This window comes from Arthrobacter sp. TMN-50, from assembly GCF_054511125.1.
The window spans coordinates 12,412-30,350 of sequence record NZ_JBTNDG010000009.1 but is presented as its reverse complement, the minus strand read 5'-3'; the positions used below and the strand labels follow the sequence as shown (position 1 = coordinate 30,350).

At 65.9% G+C, this 17,939-nt stretch carries 18 protein-coding genes; 4 read left to right on the top strand and 14 right to left on the bottom strand.

What is annotated here, in order from left to right:
- Nucleotides 1-5 precede the first annotated feature (5 nt).
- From ypfJ to ACX80A_RS11300, 4 genes are all read left to right on the top strand, one after another.
- A complete protein-coding gene (gene ypfJ / locus ACX80A_RS11315; RefSeq protein WP_459259805.1) occupies nt 6-923 on the top strand; it encodes a KPN_02809 family neutral zinc metallopeptidase in 918 nt (305 codons plus the stop codon).
- Between the two features lie 78 nt (nt 924-1,001).
- On the top strand, nt 1,002-1,373 hold the full coding sequence (locus ACX80A_RS11310; RefSeq protein WP_459259803.1) for a hypothetical protein: 372 nt from the start codon (nt 1,002-1,004) through the stop codon (nt 1,371-1,373).
- The gene (locus tag ACX80A_RS11305; protein WP_459259802.1) at nt 1,373-1,501 is read left to right on the top strand and encodes a hypothetical protein; all 129 of its coding nucleotides are present in this window, start codon (nt 1,373-1,375) and stop codon (nt 1,499-1,501) included. The genes ACX80A_RS11310 and ACX80A_RS11305 overlap by 1 nt, the downstream gene beginning before the upstream one ends.
- Nucleotides 1,502-2,352: 851 nt before the next feature.
- Nucleotides 2,353-2,562, top strand: coding sequence for a DUF4177 domain-containing protein (locus ACX80A_RS11300; RefSeq protein WP_459259801.1), 210 nt, complete (start codon nt 2,353-2,355; stop codon nt 2,560-2,562).
- 55 nt (nt 2,563-2,617) lie between these two features.
- Here the strand turns inward: ACX80A_RS11300 and ACX80A_RS11295 are convergent, their stop codons facing one another.
- The 14 genes from ACX80A_RS11295 to ACX80A_RS11230 all read right to left on the bottom strand — a co-directional run bounded on the left by ACX80A_RS11295 (nt 2,618) and on the right by ACX80A_RS11230 (nt 17,905).
- Nucleotides 2,618-4,336, bottom strand: a complete 1,719-nt coding sequence (locus ACX80A_RS11295) for an IlvD/Edd family dehydratase (protein ID WP_459259800.1) — start codon at nt 4,334-4,336, stop codon at nt 2,618-2,620.
- On the bottom strand, nt 4,333-5,493 hold the full coding sequence (locus tag ACX80A_RS11290) for an acyl-CoA dehydrogenase family protein (RefSeq protein WP_459259890.1): 1,161 nt from the start codon (nt 5,491-5,493) through the stop codon (nt 4,333-4,335). The genes ACX80A_RS11295 and ACX80A_RS11290 overlap by 4 nt, the downstream gene beginning before the upstream one ends.
- Before the next feature lie 44 nt (nt 5,494-5,537).
- On the bottom strand, nt 5,538-6,731 hold the full coding sequence (locus tag ACX80A_RS11285) for a CaiB/BaiF CoA transferase family protein (RefSeq protein ID WP_459259799.1): 1,194 nt from the start codon (nt 6,729-6,731) through the stop codon (nt 5,538-5,540).
- Nucleotides 6,724-7,608 (bottom strand): fumarylacetoacetate hydrolase family protein, encoded by an 885-nt coding sequence (locus ACX80A_RS11280; protein ID WP_459259798.1) that lies wholly within the window; start codon nt 7,606-7,608, stop codon nt 6,724-6,726. The genes ACX80A_RS11285 and ACX80A_RS11280 overlap by 8 nt, the downstream gene beginning before the upstream one ends.
- A gap of 67 nt (nt 7,609-7,675) precedes the next feature.
- Nucleotides 7,676-8,449 carry an SDR family oxidoreductase gene (locus ACX80A_RS11275; protein WP_459259797.1) on the bottom strand — a complete coding sequence of 258 codons (774 nt, stop codon included), beginning with the start codon at nt 8,447-8,449 and terminating at the stop codon, nt 7,676-7,678.
- Nucleotides 8,449-9,381: a dihydrodipicolinate synthase family protein gene (locus tag ACX80A_RS11270; RefSeq protein WP_459259796.1), complete on the bottom strand. Its 933-nt coding sequence runs from the start codon at nt 9,379-9,381 to the stop codon at nt 8,449-8,451. Before ACX80A_RS11270 ends, ACX80A_RS11275 begins: the two co-directional genes overlap by 1 nt.
- Nucleotides 9,378-10,616 (bottom strand): L-2-hydroxyglutarate oxidase, encoded by a 1,239-nt coding sequence (gene lhgO, locus ACX80A_RS11265; RefSeq protein ID WP_459259795.1) that lies wholly within the window; start codon nt 10,614-10,616, stop codon nt 9,378-9,380. Before lhgO ends, ACX80A_RS11270 begins: the two co-directional genes overlap by 4 nt.
- Entirely contained in the window at nt 10,613-11,860 is a 1,248-nt protein-coding gene (locus ACX80A_RS11260; RefSeq protein WP_459259794.1) for an MFS transporter, read from the bottom strand. The genes lhgO and ACX80A_RS11260 overlap by 4 nt, the downstream gene beginning before the upstream one ends.
- A complete protein-coding gene (locus tag ACX80A_RS11255; protein ID WP_459259793.1) occupies nt 11,857-14,091 on the bottom strand; it encodes a TRAP transporter permease in 2,235 nt (744 codons plus the stop codon). Before ACX80A_RS11255 ends, ACX80A_RS11260 begins: the two co-directional genes overlap by 4 nt.
- Nucleotides 14,088-14,609: a hypothetical protein gene (locus tag ACX80A_RS11250; protein ID WP_459259792.1), complete on the bottom strand. Its 522-nt coding sequence runs from the start codon at nt 14,607-14,609 to the stop codon at nt 14,088-14,090. Before ACX80A_RS11250 ends, ACX80A_RS11255 begins: the two co-directional genes overlap by 4 nt.
- A 6-nt stretch (nt 14,610-14,615) precedes the next feature.
- Entirely contained in the window at nt 14,616-15,641 is a 1,026-nt protein-coding gene (locus ACX80A_RS11245; RefSeq protein WP_459259791.1) for a TAXI family TRAP transporter solute-binding subunit, read from the bottom strand.
- A complete protein-coding gene (locus tag ACX80A_RS11240) occupies nt 15,638-16,342 on the bottom strand; it encodes a carboxymuconolactone decarboxylase family protein (RefSeq protein ID WP_459259790.1) in 705 nt (234 codons plus the stop codon). The genes ACX80A_RS11245 and ACX80A_RS11240 overlap by 4 nt, the downstream gene beginning before the upstream one ends.
- Nucleotides 16,335-17,072: an SDR family NAD(P)-dependent oxidoreductase gene (locus tag ACX80A_RS11235; protein ID WP_459259789.1), complete on the bottom strand. Its 738-nt coding sequence runs from the start codon at nt 17,070-17,072 to the stop codon at nt 16,335-16,337. The genes ACX80A_RS11240 and ACX80A_RS11235 overlap by 8 nt, the downstream gene beginning before the upstream one ends.
- A gap of 161 nt (nt 17,073-17,233) precedes the next feature.
- Nucleotides 17,234-17,905 (bottom strand): GntR family transcriptional regulator, encoded by a 672-nt coding sequence (locus tag ACX80A_RS11230; RefSeq protein WP_459259788.1) that lies wholly within the window; start codon nt 17,903-17,905, stop codon nt 17,234-17,236.
- Nucleotides 17,906-17,939 lie beyond the last annotated feature (34 nt).

Genomic DNA, 17,939 nt, shown 5'->3' with positions numbered 1-17,939 from the left:
GAGCCATGAGCTTCAACGACAGCGCGCAGTTGGACCCGTCCCGCGTCAACGACCGCCGGGGCCGGGGTCGTGGCCGCGGCATGGCCGTCGGTGGCGGCCTGGGTGGTGGGGTAATTCTCTTGCTATCGCTCCTGTTCGGACCGGGTGTGGTTAGCGACCTGGGGCTCGACGGCGGTGCGGGCGGGGGCGCGGAAGGCGGGAGCCAGCAGACTGACGCCATCAACGCGTGCCAGACCGGCGCCGATGCCAATGAGCGACTCGACTGCAGGATCCTCGGTACCGCCGAAAGCCTTGACGCTTTTTGGCTTCCCTACCTGGAAGACTTCGGCGTCCAGTACAACCAGCCGGGCGTGGTGTTGTTCACCGGTCAGACGGACACCGGCTGCGGCAATGCCACCAGCGCCGTCGGTCCGTTCTACTGCCCGCTCGATGAACAGACCTATTACGACACCGAGTTCTTCGACGACCTGGTGACGCGCTTCGGCGCCTCCGGGGGGCCGCTCGCCCAGGAATACGTCATCGCCCACGAGTTTGGGCATCACATCCAAAAAATTACGAACACGCTGAACGCGGCACAGGAGGATCCGCAGGGACCGGAATCCGGAGCGGTCCGAGTCGAACTGCAGGCAGATTGCTATGCGGGCATGTGGGCTGGCCACGCCATCAGCGTGCCGGATGCTGAATCCGGAGAACCGTTCCTGCGCGAGTTCACCTCGACGGATCTTCAGGATGCCCTTTCCGCGGCCTCAGCAGTGGGCGACGATCGGATCCAGGAAGCCTCCACCGGCCAGGTGAATCCGGAAGGGTGGACTCACGGTTCCAGCGAGCAGCGCCAGGCCTGGTTCCTCCGAGGGTACGAAACCGGCGACATCAAGGCTTGCGATACCTTTAGCGCCTCGGACCTGGATTCGCCCGGGGCCTGAATCTCTCCCGACCACTAAACCTCTCGGATCGAGACTTCGCGCTACCTTGCGGGTCCCCGCATCCCGTATCGTTGACTGGTGGTTACACGACGTGAAGCAGCTCAAATCCTTGATATTCCGCTGGAAATGGCACACCGTCACGGTATCCCTTCCCGGCTGTCAGACGCCGAGTTATCCGAAATTGTGGACAATCCGCCGGGATGGCTCGTCCAGTCCAGAAACAACCGCACGGGCAAGCGTCCTGTCTGGGTCCAGTTGACCTGCGCGGTTTGTGGTTTCTCGGAAGCCGCGCGGCCGAAGAAGTGGTGGCCACCGTTCACCTATGTATGCTGCGAAGACCACGCACTCGAAGACATTCCGCCGGCGCTGCCGGGCCTGGTTCGCAGCGAGTATGAGGGAATTGGCAGCCGCTTCGTCGGCATCGTCGACGTGGAAGTGCCTGTCCCCTGATGAAACAAACCGTTCTAACGCCGGGCGCCGACATCTTCACCCCGCACGGGCGTGGTGCAGTCATCGAGATCCGGGCCACTCCCTCGGGCAATTTCGTCATCGGGTCGAGGATGTCAACGGGGAAGTGACCTACTTTACGGAGCAGACTCTCCGGCTAGCGCAGAGCTAGGATTCCGGCCAGCGAGGGCACCACACCTGCGTCATCGGCAACCGAAGCTTCCGCCACGGGTCACCCCGTCGCTGCGGCGGCAGACTTCTGCGGAGACTACGACGCAGCCGGCGGAACGTACGCGACCTCTTCGCCTTCAACGGCAACTGGGAAGCAGCGAACTACCAGAAGGCCCTGGGCAACGACTTCGAGTTCTTCCTCGTCCCACCCGTCGAAGAAGACGGCGACCACGTGGCCATGGGTGCTGCGAACTTCTTGTCCGTAACCGCGGGCTCGGACGATGTGGATTCATACCCGGCAACCAGGAAACCCTGTAGCTCACCCACATGGACGGCGTTGAGCTGAGACAAGAAGCGCTCCACCCAATCACAGATGGATGTGCTCCAAAAGGAGGAGCGGCAAAAACAAAGCCTCAGCAAGGGCCGGTAGGGGGAGCCGGCTTGTTCATCTGGCAGTCGTGGTCTCGTCCAGCGGGCTCGACGTGTCGTGGAACCTTCACCCGCGTCAGCAATGGAGTGCTCGGTTTGAACGCATGGTGGCAAGACAGTCGGAACCGCAGAACGCAGGGGGTGTCCCTAGGTTCTTTGTCAAAGCTGTTCCAGGCTTTCTCGAAAATGTGGGGGCGCGCGTTGCTGGGCAGCAGTCATTGGCTGACGGTGGTCGGTCCGTCGGCTGAGGCGCGGGTTTTTTTAGGCTGTTTGGGCGGTGGGTGTCTCGTAGAACGCTCCGCCGCGCCTCATTGCTGCAGAGATTCGTCGCCGCATCTTATAGCGTGGCACAAAATGGCCAGCAACGAGGGGATCTGATCCAATGCCACACTACGTCGTCATCCAGGTGATCTTGAAGGAGAAGTTGCTGGGAACCGGTTCGGGCAACCTGACCTCTTTGGAGAAAGCCATCAACGATCAAGCTGCGAAGGGCTACCGCCTTCACACCATCACTACCTCGAGTAGTGGCAGCAAAGGAATCGGCGGCGGCGACCGCATCCAGGCGACGATGGTGTTTGAAAGCCTCGCATAGATCGCTTTAGCGGTTCCGCCCATGGAAGGGCCAAGCAGCTGTTCGGCCCAGACATCTAGCCCTGCAAGAAGCGGAAGTCACAGCCCTCATCGGCCTGGGTTACCTCAGTGACGAACAGCTTCCGATAGCCACGCTCAGGGACAACCGGAGCCGCCGGACCCATCGCATCCTCACGCCGGGCAAGCTCCACATCGGATACTTCCAACTGGATCAGCCGACGGCTGACACTCAGAGTGATCGTGTCCCCAGTCTGCACCAGCCGGAGGGGTCCGCCGACCGCTGACTCCGGGGTCACATGCAGCACCACAGCGCCGGCCGCAGTGCCGGACATCCTGCCGTCCGAGATCCGCACCATGTCACGCACCCCTTGCGAGGCAAGCTTCTTCGGAATGGGGAGGTACCCGGCCTCGGGCATCCCCGGGGCTCCAACTGGTCCGATGTTCTTCAACACCAGGACTGAATCGGCGGTGACCTCCAGATCGGGGTCGTCGATCCGCGCTGCCAGGTCCGCGGTGTTCTCGAACACCACAGCGGGTCCGGTGTGTTCCAGCAGCGCAGGGGATACGGCTGCCTGCTTGATGATCGCCCCGCCCGGCGCCAGGTTCCCACGCAGGAACGCGAGGCTGCCCTCAGGGTAGACCGGGTTGGACAGCGGTCGGATGATGTCCTGCGGAAAGCCGGGACCGGCGTCGTCAATCTCCTCACCCAGCGTCCGACCGGTCACCGTTGGCACATCGCGCTGAATCAGGGACCCTAGCTCACGCAGCACGGCGGGAACCCCGCCGGCCCGGTGGAAGTCCTCCATGTAGTACTTCCCGGACGGCTTCAGATCCACCAGCACAGGGGTCTCGGTGCTCATCCGGTCCAGCTGCTCCAGCGACAACCGGATCCCCAACCTGCCGGCCACCGCGGTCAGGTGAATGATCGCGTTGGTGGATCCGCCGATCGCGAGCAGCACCCGCAGCCCGTTCTCGAACGAATCCTGGGTCAGGATGGTGTCCATCTTCGTGCCGGCCGCCGCCAAGGCAACGGCCTGGGTTCCAGTCGCCTCGGCGATTCGCACCCGGTCAGCCGTGACCGCGGGAGCAGACGCCGAACCCGGCATCGCGATCCCCATCGCCTCGGTCAGACACGCCATGGTGCTGGCTGTGCCCATCACCGAGCAGGTGCCCACGCTGCCGACCAGACGCGAGTTCACGTCGTCGATCTCTGGTTTGGAAATCTCCCCGCCACGGAATTTGCCCCAGAATGCCCGGCAGTCAGTACACGCACCCACGCGCTCGCCACGGTAGCCGCCGGTCAGCATTGAGCCGGTCACCAACGAAATCGCCGGCACCCCGGCCGAGGCGGCCCCCATCAGCTGGGCCGGCACCGTCTTGTCGCAGCCGCCAATCAGCACGACGGCGTCCATCGGCTGGGCCCGGATCATCTCCTCCGTGTCCATCGACATCAGGTTCCGCAGGAACATGCTGGTCGGCTGCGAGAAACTCTCGTGGATGGAGATGGTGGGAAAGTCCACCGGCAACCCGCCGGCGAGCATCACCCCACGCTTCACCGCCTCCAGCAGTGCCGGCATGTTGCCGTGGCATGGATTAAACCCGCTGCCCGTGTTGATGATCCCGATCACCGGCCGGTCAAGGGCGTCGTCGGAATACCCGGCGCCCTTGATGAACGCCTTCCGCAGGAACAGCGAGAACTCGGCGTCCCCGTAGTTGGTCAGGCCCTTGCGGATGCCGGTGGCTGAACTATCAGAGCGGGCAGCGGTGTCACTCACCGGAACGCGGGGACGCCGGTGATGTGGTTGCCCAGAATAAGGGTGTGCACCTCGTCGGTGCCCTCGTAGGTCCTGACGCTCTCCAGGTTGTTCGCGTGCCGCAGTGGCGAGTAATCGAGGGTGACACCGTTGCCGCCCAGCATCGCCCGCGCCTCACGGCAGATAGCGATCGCCTCGCGGCAGTTGTTCAGCTTGCCCACCGAGATCTGGTACGGCTGCAGGGTCCCGGCATCCTTCAACCGGCCCAGCTGCAATGCGAGCAGCGTGCCCTTGTTGATCTCCAGCGCCATGTTTACCAGCTTCTCCTGCGTCAGCTGGTAGCCGGACAGCGGCTTCCCGAACTGCAGACGCTCCTGCGAGTAGGCCAGCGCGGTGAGGTAACTGTCGCGGGCCGCCCCCATGGCACCCCAGATGATGCCGTAGCGCGCTTCGTTCAAGCACTCGAACGGTCCGCGCAGCCCCTTGGCGTTCGGGAGCATCGCGCCCTCCGGCAACCGGATGTCGGTCAGAGTGATGTCGCACTGGATGGACGCCCGCATCGAGAGCTTCTGCTTGATCGGCGTAGCGACGAACCCTGGGCTGTCGGTGGGCACCACGAAGCCGCGGACGCCGTCGTCGGTCATCGCCCAGATGATGGCCAGCTTCGCCACCGAGGCCAGGCCGATCCAGCGCTTGGCGCCGTTGAGGATCCAGTCCGATCCGTCGCGCTTCGCAAAGGTCTGCATGGCGCCGGGGTCAGACCCGGCAGTCGGCTCGGTCAGCCCGAACGCACCGATCGCGGTACCGGCAGCCATCTGCGGCAGCCACTCGGTCTTCTGCTCCTCGGAGCCGTGCTTGTAGATGGCGCTCATCGCCAGCGAGCCCTGCACCGACACGAAGGTCCGCAAACCTGAGTCGCCGGCCTCCAGCTCCATTGCGGCGAGCCCGTACTCGACCGACGACTTCCCGGGGCAGCCGTAGCCCTTGATGTGCATGCCGAGCAGGCCCAGCTCGGCCATCTGCGGGACAATCTCCATCGGGAAAACGGCGTCGTCGTACCACTGGGCGATGTTCGGCTTGATTTCGGCGTCCACGAAGGACCGGACGGTCTCGCGCAGGGTGATTTCCTCGGGGGAGAGGAGGCCTTCAATACCGATCAGGTCTGACATGTCAGTCATGGTTCTGCTTTCAACTGTTGAGGAAGTCATTGGGGATCCTGCTTTCACTGTAGGTGGTGCAGTGCGGGAACGGCGGGGACGTCAAAGGCGGCGCCGGTGTGCTCGCCCAACAGGGGCGGCGGACGCCGGTACCGGGCGGGAGTCCCGGAAAGGTGGATCGGGTTGGCGACCTGCTGGCTGGTCCGCGACCCGTCGGCATTGGCAATCTCGACGACGGGGGCCAGGCCCAGCGTGTCAGCCAGTTCCAGCGCCTCGACAATCGAGTTCACCTTCCCGGCCGGCACACCCGCGACGCTGAGCAGCTCCGACCACTCGGCGGCGGACTTCGATCCCAGCTGCTGTTCCAGCAGGGACTTCAGCGCCACCCGGTTGGCCACCCGGTTTGAGTTGCCGGCGAACCGTTCATCGCTGGAGAGCTCGGGTACGCCGAGCACCCGGACCAGACCGGCGAACTGCTTGTCAGTCCCGACGGCGACCGCCAGCGGACCATCGGCGGTCCGCAGCGTCTCGTACGGGGCAATGCTCGGGTGCGCGTTGCCCATCCGCTGCGGCGATTCGCCGGTGGCCAGCGTGCTCGACGCCTGGTTCACCAGCCCCGACAGCAACGACGACAACAGGTTCACGTCGACCCGCTGGCCCACCCCGGTCTGCTCCAGGGACCGCAGGGCGGCGAGGATCCCGACGACGGCGTTCTGTCCGGTCACCACGTCCACCAGGGCGACGCCGACCTTGCTGGGCTCGGAGTCGAGCCCGCCGGTGACGCTCATCAGCCCGCCGACGGCCTGCACCAGCAGGTCATAGCCCGGCAGGTGCGCGCCGGCGGTGCTGCCGAACCCGGTGATGGAGCAGTAGATCAGATCGGGCCTCCGGTCCTTGAGGGAGTCGTAGTCCAGCCCGAACCGTTCCATGATGCCGGGACGGAAGTTCTCAATGACGACATCGGCCGTCAACGCGATCTCCAGCGCCGCCGCTTGCCCCTCGAGAGTGGCCAGGTCGCACACCACCGAACGCTTGTTGCGGTTCACGCTGGAGAAATACGTACCCACCCCGTACTCGTCCACCGGCGGCGTCCAGCTGCGGGTGTCATCGCCGGAGGGGCTTTCCACCTTGATCACGTCGGCCCCGAAATCGGCCAGCATCATCGAGGCAAACGGTCCTGCGAGCACCCTGGAGAAGTCGGCCACCTTGATGCCGTCCAGAGGTCCCGCCGGGAATCCGTCGTCGGGCTTGTTACTCACTACCGCCACGGCCTTCCTGATGATTGGCTTCCTGATCAACCACTGGGTTGCTGAGCACACCGACGCCGGGGATGCGGCACTCGGCCACGTCGCCCGCCTTGATGTGCACGGCGCCGGGGGTGCCGGTGGAGATGATGTCGCCCGGGTAGAGCGGCATCACCTTGCTGTGGAAACTGACCAGGTACTCGGGGGAGTACCTCATGTTGCCCACCACGTTGCTGCGGTGCACCTCACCGTTGATCACGGTGGACACCTCGACGGCGGCCAGCGACCCGGCGTCGTCCGTCACCTCGGCGAGCGGCACGATCTCCGGCCCGAAGGAGAAGAAGCCGGGGAAGTTCTTGGACCGGGTGAGGAACCGGGGGTTCTTCTCCAGGATGTCCTCGGCGGTCTGGTCCAGCAGGGTGACGACGCCGGCTACGTAGGACAGCGCGTCCTCCGGCTCCACGTCGCGGCAGTAGCTCCCGATGACGAGGCCCAGTTCCGCTTCAGCGGTGGTGCGAACGCTCTGGTGCGGGATGGTGATGTTTTCGCCCGGGCCGATGATGGTGTGATCGCCCTTGATGAACGACGCCGGTTCGTCCGGGACGCCCTCGGACAGGTCCGACGCGTGCTCAACATAGTTCAAGCCGATGCCCCACAGCATCCGCGGATGCCGGTACGGGGCACCGAAGGTCACCGAATCGCGGTCACGGAAGACGGCGGTGTCCGCCGACTCGGCGAACGACTCCAGCTTCCCGAGCGAATCGGTGGCCAGCAGTTCCAGCAGGTCGCCGGAGAAGCCGGGAATGAGGTCGCGGACCAGCGCGACGCCGCGCTCGGGGTGGATCACTGCGGCGAGCTCGTCGTCGCCTTCGCGTACTGAGGCCAAATGCATGGTCAGCGCTTCTTTCTGTTCTGTATCGAGAGGTTGAGAGCCGAGAGGATCGAGGGAACTGCAGGAGCTAGTAGGCGCGGACCAGCCCGCCATCGCAACGGATCTGTTCCCCAGTCACATAAGCTGCGGGGACGCTGGCGAGGAAGGCGACGACGGCGCCGAACTCCTCGGGCGCACCGTACCGTCCGGCGGGGATGGTCTTTTCCGACGCTGCGCGGGCCTCGTCGGGGGTGCTGCCGGTGCGCTTGGCCGCTGCGGCGTCGAGTGAGGCCACCCGGTCCGTGTCGATCCTGCCCGGGAGCACCATGTTCACAGTGACGCCGTCGGCGGCCACTTCAGCGGCGAGGGTCTTGAGGTAGCCGGCCAGCCCGGCCCGGCCGATGTTGGAGAGCGCCAGGTTGGGCAACGGCTGCTGAACCCCGCTGGACCCGACGGCGACGATGCGGCCCCAGCCGCGCTCGCGCATGCCGGGCAGCACCAAGTTGGTCAGGCGCATGTGCTGCAGGAGCAGTTGGTGCACCGCGGCAAGGGCTTGCTCATCGCTGACGTCAGCTGCGCCGCCGGGAGGCGGGCCGCCGCTGTTGAGGATCAGCACATCGATCGGCCCGAACGCCTTCTCGGCGGCCTCCACCAGGGCGGCGGGGGCGCCGTCGTCGGTCAGGTCCATCGCGATCCCGACGGCGGAGGGCAGCTTGGCCGCTTCGGCCTGCACCACGTCCTCGCGGCGGGCGGCGAGGACCACATTGGCACCCTCATCGGCCAGCGCCTGCGCGATGGCCAGGCCGATGCCCGAACTCGCGCCCGGCACCAATACGTTTTTCCCTTCAAGTCCGGTATCCATCAGGCAATTTCCTTCACAGCATCAAGGTGGGCGTCGATCATGTCGGCAAGTGCCGGCGGCAAGGTGGGGGAGGGAGGGCGAACCGCGGCGTCGGCGATGATGCCGCGGCGGCGCAGGATCTCCTTGCGCAGCGCCAGTCCAATGCCGGGCTGACCCTCGAAGTTGGCGAGCGGCAGCCATGGGGCAAACGCCGCGCGGGCGGCGGGGAAACCGCCGTCGGCGAACGCGGTGAGCGCTGCCTGTAGGCCTTCCGGGTGGGAGAACCCGGTCATGGCGCCTGCTGCACCGGCGGCCAGCTCATCGAGCAGGCCGACGCCGCCGAGCCCGCCGAACACCGGCACCGTGGTGGCTGCGGTGAGCGCGGCAATGGGGACAGCGGTGGGTGGTGCTTCGGACTTCACGGCGCTGATGAACGGGCACAGCTCAAGGACGGCGAGGATCTGCGCGGCGCTGATCTTCACGCCTGAGGCCACCGGGTAGTCCTGCAGGACAATCCCGGCGCCGGTCTCGGCGGGGATGACGTCGTTGATGGCGCCCAAGTGCGCGGCGAGCAGCTCCGGTTTGGCGCTGTTGGCCTGCACCATCAGGGCGCCAAGGTTGTTGCCTGCGGCGGCAACGGCTGTGCGTGCCTGCTCGACGGCGACCGCCGTCGACCGCGCCGAGAGACCGACCACCAGCGGAGTGTCACCGGCTTCCTCGGCGACAGTCTGCACGATCAGGGTCTGCTCGGCGGTGTCCAGGGAGACGCCCTCGCCAAACACGCCGAGCACCACCATGCCGGTGGCGTTCAATCCGATGTAGAGGCGGACCTCGCTGCGGAGGGACTCGGCGTCGACGGCGAAGTCCGGGCCACTGAACGGCGTGGCAAGCACGCCCCAGAGACCTCGGGCGAGCGGGGAAACAGGCTGCGTCGTAATAGGGGAAGTAGTCACAGGGATGAGGTGTCCTTTCGGTCAGTGGCGTTCTCGAGTGCCAGCGAGACAATGTGCTCGGCGATGGCGAGGGATGAGGTGGCGGCGGGGGACGGCGCATTGCGGACGCACAGCACTGACCCCTGCCGGGTGATCCGGAAATCGTCAACCAGCGATCCGTCACGGGTCAGCGCCTGGGCGCGGATGCCACGGGGGCCGGGGACGACGTCGTCGGCAGTGATCTCCGGGACGTACTTGCGGGCCTCGGCGACGAACCGGCGCTTGCTCAGCGACCCAAGCATCTCGGCGGCACCGGTGCGCCAGTGCTGCTTCGCGAAGGACCGGAAGCCCGAGTACATCACCGCGTCCTTGAGATCGCGCGGGGAGATGGTGGACCACTTGTAGCCCTCGCGGGCCAGGGCCAGCACCGCGTTGGGTCCCACCATAACCTCGCCGTCGGTGGTCGGCGTCAAGTGCACGCCGAGGAACGGGTACCGGGGGTCGGGCACCGGATAGACCAGGCCTCGGACCAGGTGCTGGCGCTCGGGACGCAACAGGTAGTACTCACCGCGGAAGGGCACAATCCTGGGATCGTCGTCGTCGCCGGCGAGCTTCGCAACCCGGTCCGCCTGCAATCCTGCACAGACAATCACCATGTCGTAGGCGTCGGAGGTTTCGGCGCCGTGATGCTTGCCGGTGACCACCGTCTGCCCGGCGCGTTCGGTCAGCGCGGTGACCTCGAAATTGGTGCGGACGGTGCCGCCGGCGGCCTCCACATCCATGGCGAGGGACCGGGTGATGGCGCCGTAGTCGACGATCGCCGTGTGCGGGGAGTGAATGCCCGAGGTGCCCTTGACATGGGGCTCGAGTTCCAGCAGTTCGTCCTGATTGATGATGCGCACGCCCGGCACCCCGTTGGCGACGGCGCGCTCCATGATGTCGCCGAGCCGGCCTTCCTCGACGGGATTGCGGGCGACGAGCACCTTGCCGCACTCGTCGTAGGGCAGGTCTTTCTCAGCGCAGTAGGCCTTGAGCATGTCAACGCCCTGCCGGCAGAGCCGCGCCTTCAGCGACCCGGGTGTGTAGTACAGCCCGGCGTGCACGACGCCGGAGTTCCGGCCGGTCTGATGACCGGCGAGGATGGGCTCCTTTTCGAGCACTGTGACGTGGGCGTCGGGCTGAACCTGCAACAGCCGGCGGGCGACGGCGGCACCAACAATGCCACCTCCCACCACTGCGAAACGCGTGGGCGTCATCTTTTCTCCTCCATTGGGGTCAACGTGTCAGCCGGGTTAGCGGATTCCGGTACTTCGGCGGCGGCAACTGCCCGCGACCGGCGAATCATGCGCCGCGCCACGGTGAAGGTCACGGCGGCCAGACCGGCGACGACGGCGGCCGCGAGCCAGGCGGTGTCATACGACGTGGCGGCGGTCAGCAGCCCGAACAGCAGCGGCCCGGCCGCGGCGCCCAGGGACAACCCGGTCTGGATGACCCCGGTGGCGGTGGCAGCATTGGCGCGGTTGTCCCGCACCACAGCGAAGTGCACCAGACCGGGCCAGGTCCAGCCGGCGCCATAAGCGAGCAGAGCTCCGAGAACGAAGTGCAGCGAACTGGTGCCCAGCGCCAAAAGCAGGTACCCGATCACGCCGAGCGCCAGCAGATTGGTGATCAGCACCAGGGGGCTGCGGTGCGGATACTTGTCCATGGCGAGGCCCAGCAGGATGCGGATCACCAGCCCCAGCAGCGCTGCGCCAGCGAACAACATCCCGGCAGTTCCGGGCGCCATCCCGGACTCCACGGCCGAGTCCACCAGGAACACGCCCAATGACGTCGCTGCGGCGGCGGCGAACCCGGCGCCCACGCTCAGCATCACCAGGCCGCCCCTGGGGGTGCCGCGGTCGGCCCTGGGAGTTTCCCCGGGTTGGGTGGGACGGGTGCCGGGTGCGCTGAAAAAAGCCCAGACGGCAATGGCGACGGCCATCAGCGAGCCGAGCAGGAACGCGTACCGCCAGCCCACGGCGAGGGCAATGACCGGGACGGCGATCCCGGCGATCATCGAGGCCGCTGGAATGGAGGACTGTTTGACGCCGAACGCCAGCCCCAGCCGGTTCGGATTGACCGCCCGGGAGATGCCCAGGTTCGCCGACGGCTGGGCCATCGCGTTGGCCAGACCACCCACGAACAAGGCGACGATCAGCAACGCGAACGTCGGTGCCAGTCCGGCGCCAGCCAGCGCGACGGCGGCGAGAGTCGCCGAGGCGACCATGCCTTTCGCCGCACCAATTCGCTGCACCAGCCCGCCGAGCGGGCGGGCCAGCACCCCGGACACGGTGAACAGGGTGGCCGCGGCCATTCCCATCTGTGCCGGGCCAATATCCAGGTCCCCACGGATCTGCACCGCCAACGCACCCAGCAGGAAGGCAGGAAGCACCCCTGTGGTGGTGACGGAGACGGCCTGCAGCATGGTGACCGCTGCGTGCGTCGACGGTGCTTGGGTCATGAAGCGGTGGGGTCCGTTGCCTTCGGTGATGTGGTTGACGGCGACGGCGCGCGGTGCGCTGCGGTCCCCGAGGAGGTGGCCGACGTCGTGCTGGACGCGGAATCGGCACCCGCATCGGCAGCATCAGTTGAGTCCGCCACTGCCGGGTCGGTGTCCGGATCGTACGGGTGACGTTTCCGTCCGATCATGTGGACGAGCACGCCGACGGCGATGATCGCGACGCCGATTCCGATGTACAGCGGGTCGAGGGTGAGCAGCGGCAGAGAGCCGATGCCCAGGATGACCCGTTCGGGCCAGCGGGCCGGCCCGATGAGCCAGCCACCCGTGGAGACCGCGAGCGACGCAACTGCGACGAGCGACACCGAGAGGGCCAGCGCCACGGTTGCGACGCCGCCCTGGAGCAGCAGTCCCACACCGGAACCGGAGAGCACAAAGATGAACGGCACCAGGAAGGCGGACAGGGTGTACCGCCAGGTGAGCCACATGGTCTTGATCGGCTTGCCGCCGGTAATCGCGGATGCGGCGAATGGTGAGAGCGCCGTCGGAGGCGATACCTCGCTGAGCACGGAGTAGTAGAAGATGAACATTGCCGCGGCGAAGCCGGGAACGCCCACGTCCTGCAGGGCGGGTCCGATGATCACCCAAGAGATAATGAAGCTCGCGGTGACCGGGACGGCCAGACCGAGCAGGATCACGGCGATGGCCGAGAAGATCGCTGTGAGCAGCAGACTGCCGCCGGCGAAGTCGACGATGATGCTGGCGAGCTTGAGACCCAGACCGGTCAGGGTCATGATGCCGACGATCAGGCCTGCCGCAGCCATCACGGGGATGACGGAGAGGGCGCCGGTGGCGCCGGTGGCCAGGGCATCGAAGATCCGCTTCGGGGTCATCCAGGAAGCGCGGTCGAAGAAGCTCAGCACAAAGGCGAGGACGGTTGCGAACACCACGGCGCGGAACGGGGTCATGCCCAAGGCCATGAATGCGACGATCGCGATTAGCGAGCTGAAATGGTAGCCGAAGCGCAGCAGCAGCTTACCCACGGGCTTGTGATCCATGGCGACGGCCTTGGTCTTGAACCGTCGGGCGTCCATCTCGATAGCGAGGATGATGCCGAAGTAATAGAGCAGGGTCGGAATGGTGGCCCAGATCAGCACCTGCAGGTAGGACACCCCGAGGAGGGCGGCAATGATGAACGCCGCAGCGCCGAGGGTGGGAGGCGACATGATCGCGCCGATACCCGCGGCGGCCAGAATGCCACCGCCGTGTTCCTTCGGGTAACCGGCCTTGCGCAGCAGCGGCCAGGAAATGCCACCGAGGGTGACCGTGGTGGCGACGCCGGAGCCTGACACGGTACCCAGCAGGAAGCCCGCCAGAGTGACGGTCCGGCCGGGGCCGGACTTCGACTGGCCGAACGCCGAAAAGGAGAGGTCGATGAAGAACTTGGTGGCGCCCGAGGCGCCGAGCACCGCGCCGTAGATGGTGAACAGGATGATGTAGGTGGCAGCGACGTCGGTCGGCACCCCGAAAATGCCCTGAGTACCCATCACGTTGTGGCCCACGAGCCGAATCCAGTCGAAGGACGAGGTAGTGAACGGTGCCGGAATGTAAGGGCCCCAGTAGGCGTAGGCGAAGAACCCGATCACCACCAGTGGCACCAAGATGCCGACCGTCCGCCGGGCGGCTTCCAGGACTACCAGGATGGCTATGACACCCATGGCTAGGTCGAGGTAGGTGGGATTGATGGCGCGGCGGAAGAATGAGTCCCAGTCGGAGATGATGTACGCGAACGGCACCACGGCGACGACGGCGAGCGCCCAGTCAAAAACGTGGGGGTTGTCGGATTTCCCGGCGTCCTTGATCTTCTCCGACCGGCCCCACCCCCGGTATACCAGGAAGGTCAGGGATAGCCCGATCATCAGGAACGCGGGCAGGTAGAACTGTGTGGCCATCGGGTTGAACACCCAGTACAGGGCGAACAGCGACAGCCCGGCACCCACCACCTTGACCACGAGTGCAGGGGTGCCGGTCAGCTGCCGGGCGGGCTTTTCTGCCTCAAACTCGGCGATCAGCGCATCCTCGTCGATGGCGTCGTTGCGGTCCATCGGGTTGACCGAGGCATCGTCGGGGATTCTCACCTGGTCGCGGCGGCTCGGGTCGATTGCCTCGTCCGGGGTGGGGCGGTGCTGCTTGCCGGCCTTGACGGCGCCGTCGCCGTCAATTCGCTCGGTCATGGGGTCTCCTTGATGTCTAGCAGGATGAAGGGCTGATCGTCGTCGACCATGTCCCACAGCGAAACGGGCGCTGTTCCGGGCAGGTGGAGGGTGCGTTCACCGAGATCGGTGGCGGCAATAGAAAGGTCGCTGAACACGGCTGGGTGTGCTGGGTCTGGGTCGACCACAAAGTTCCGCCGGTCGTTGGGATCCGCGCGAGTGGGGGCGCCGGGGACACCGTAATACTCTTCGAGCACCGCGAGTTGGTCGGCGGCGATCTGGTCGAGCCGGAAACTGCCGTCGGGGAGGACCGTGTAGCGTTCCTCGGCAATGGTTCCGTAGAGCGAATTGCGGTAACTGACCGCGAAGGTGTCCCCTGAAAGGGGCACCGCCGCCAGCCCGCCGCCGTCGGTGGTGATCACGATGTGGCGTCCTGGAGTGTCCTGATCAGGACTGTCCTGGGCGGCCACCGCGAACGCTCCACCGCCCAGCGTGCCAAGGCACACCAGGACGGCGACGACGACGGCGGGCTTGCGCATCAGTGCTTAGCCTGCGGCTTCGTCGAAGTACTTCTGAGCTCCGGGGCAGGTGTCGATGTAGGAAATCTCTCCAGCGGTGGCGGCGTCCAATTCGACGGCGGCGGGGTGCACCTGGGTGAGGGCTTCAACGTTGTCGAAGATCGCCGCGGTGATGTCATGCTGCAGTTGTTCGTCCATCTCAGGGCTGGCAACGAGGATGTTCGGTGAGACGATCGCTGAGACCGCTTCGGTCTGGCCCTCATAGGTATCGGCGGGGATGTCTTCCTCGACGTAATACTCGCCGTATTCGGTGGAGAGCTGCTCGGCGTATTCACCGATGTTGAGGAGGTTCATGTCGCCGTCGCTGGCCAGATCGATCAGCGCGCCAGTGGGCAAGCCACCTGACCAGAAACCGGCGTCGATGGTGCCGTCACGCAGTGCGGCAACTGTTTCAGCGGCGCCGAGCTGACGGCGTTCGAAGCCCGAATCGGGGTCAATGCCGGCAGCTTCAAGTATACGCAGGGCAGCGACCTCGGTGGCCGAGCCGGGGGCACCGACCGAGACGACCTTGCCTTCCATATCAGCCACACCCTCAATGCCGGTGCCGTCAACAGTGACAGCCTGCATGAAGTTGTTGTAGGTGTTGCCGAGTGAGCAGATTTCGATCGGGTTGCCGTCGAAGTCGTTGACGCCCTCGACGGCGTCGGAAACAACGTCACCGACGGCGAATGCCAGCTGGGCTGAACCGTTTTCAATCAGGAGCATGTTGTCGACGGAGGCGTTGGTTTCCTGGACGGTGGCGTCGTAGCCCTCGACGTTGTCGCGGATCACGGTGGCGAACCCGCCGCCGAGGGGGTAGTAAACGCCACCGGTGCCGCCGGTGGCGATGGAGAGTGTGCCGCCCTCGGCGGCGCCGCTGGCGTCACCGCCACCGCTTCCGCTTCCTCCGCCGCTGGTGTCGGGGCTGCCGCAGGCGGACAGGAACAGTGCGGGGACGGTGAGTGCTGCTGCGGCAAGCCGGACCCTGCGACGGTGCAGTGGTGAGGTTGTCATGGGTGTTCTCCCTTAGTGGTGGTGATGTGCGATTGAGGATGAGAATTGGGGGTGGATTCGTGGGTGGCCAGCGCGTTGGTGGCCTGTGCGTTGACAACCGGCGCGTTCACGTCGCCGGCGGCGAGCAGTCCGGATAGGGCTCGGTAGTAGCCCACCAGGATGGACAGTTCGGTGATGCCTTCGTGCCCGTGGTGCTCGAGTGTGGCCGCGTGGTCAGCATCGGAGACTGTCCGCCCGTTGAGGAGGGCCGCGGTGAACGTGAGGGCCGACCGTTCGTCGTCGGGCAACTCCGCCGGTACAAAACCCCCTCGGAGGTTGTCCAGTTCCGTGGGGGTGATTCCCACGGTGAGGGCCACACGGCTGTGGGCGTACCACTCGTAGGCTGAGCAGCGTTCGGCGGCGACGGCGCAGATCACCAGTTCCCGGGTGCGGGCGGGCAGTTTCCCGCCGAAGCGCAGTGCGGCGCCGAGCGCCTGGACAGCCTGGCCGATCTGAGGGGCGTAGAGCAGGGCGTTGAATGGGCCGGCGAGGTGGCCGTCGTCGTCAACCACCAGGAATGGGCCGCCAGCCCGGGGTGGGCCGGCGATCGTGTTGTAGAGGGCCAACTGCTCCTCGTCGAGGGCACCGGGCTCGAGCAAGGGAAAGCGGCCGCCGTCGGCTTTTTCGGTCGGCTGCGGTTCCGACAACGCTTGCTCAGACAAGGGTCCGCCCACCGTCAACGTAGAGCACATGGCCGGTGACGAAGGCGGCCTGGCGGGAGGCGAGGAAGAGGGCCGGGCCGGTGAGGTCGCCGGTGGTGCCGAGCCGGCCGGCAGGGACCAGTGAGGTGTAGTGGTCGCGGACGCCGGGCTTGTCCAGATGCCCGCGGGTCAGTTCGGTTTCCACATAGCCGGGGGCGACGGCGTTGACGGTGACGCCGTCGGCCGCCCATTCGCGGGCCATCACGCGCAGGAGCTGATTGAGGCCGCCCTTGCTGGCGGCGTAGGGGCCGTGGTCTGGGTGGGCGAGCAGGCTGGAGACGGAGGAGCAGTAGACCTGACGGCCGTAGCCGGCGGCGACCATCAGCTTGCCGGCAGCCCGGCCGAGGCGGAAGGCGCTGGTGAGGTTGATGGAGATCATCCGATCCCAGTCCTCATCGGTGGTGTCCAGGAGCGGGACCCGGTTGTTGACTCCCACCGCGTGCACCAGCACGTCGAGCCCACCGAGTTCGGCTGCAGCGCGGGCGACAGCGTCCTCGCAGCCCGCCGTCGTCGACAAATCGACTTCAAGGGGGCGGACCCGCGGATCCAATGCAGCGAGTCCAGCCGGGTTCACATCAGCGACCACGACGTTTGCCTGCGCGTCAGCGAAAGCGCCCGCCAGAGCGCTACCGATTCCGCCGGCGCCAGCGACCAAAACCCGCTGACCGCTCAGGCCGAGCCAATCGCTCATGAACGCTGCCTGACCGATGTGTTCCGCGCTGGCAGCTGGTTCAGGCGAAGGGAGGTCCGCGTGGACGTGCGCGGCGTTGACCAGCTCATTTGGATACTGTATCCAATTAGCAGGCAAAATGTAACCCGCATCACATAAAAATATTTGCGTGGGGTAAACAACTAGGGGGCGTCGAGGAACGTTCTCAGGGCGTCGACCGCATGGTTGCGGTGTTCATTGAGCAGCGTGATGACCCGGTCTGTATCGCGGTCGGCGAAGGCATCAATGATGCGCCGATGCTCATCCTCGACCCGGTGCCGATTGACCTCATCGCCGTAGTAGACAAACCGGTAGGTCTCGGTGGCGTCCCACAGCACCTGGATCAGCTTCTCGAGGCGTGGCATCCGGGCTTCGGTCACCATCAGGAAGTGGAATCGGCGGTTGGCCTCGGTCATGGTGAGCAGGTCGCCATCGGCGCTCGCAGTCTCCACTTCCTGCGCCGCAGCCCTCAGCTCGCCGACAACGTCGTCGTCCGATCTCCTGATCGCCACCCGCACGGCCTCGGCCTCAAGGAGTTCACGGATGCGGTAAACCTCGAGCAGGTCGGTGAGGGAGAGGGTGGCCACCTTGTAGCCTCGGTGCGGAGTGTAGACCACCTGCCCTTCACCTTCGAGGACTTTGAAGGCTTCGCGGAGGGGCACCCGGCTCACGCCGAAGCGTTCGGCGAGCGCGTCCTGCCGGAGGGGCTGGCCGGGGACTAAATCGCCGGCAATGATGGCACGGCGTAGCTGAGCGAGCACAAAGGCTGGTGCGGTGGTGGGCCGCTGGGATTCCACTGTGTCGTCGTCGATCACGGCGCACCGGGGGTCCGCAGGCCACTTTTCATTT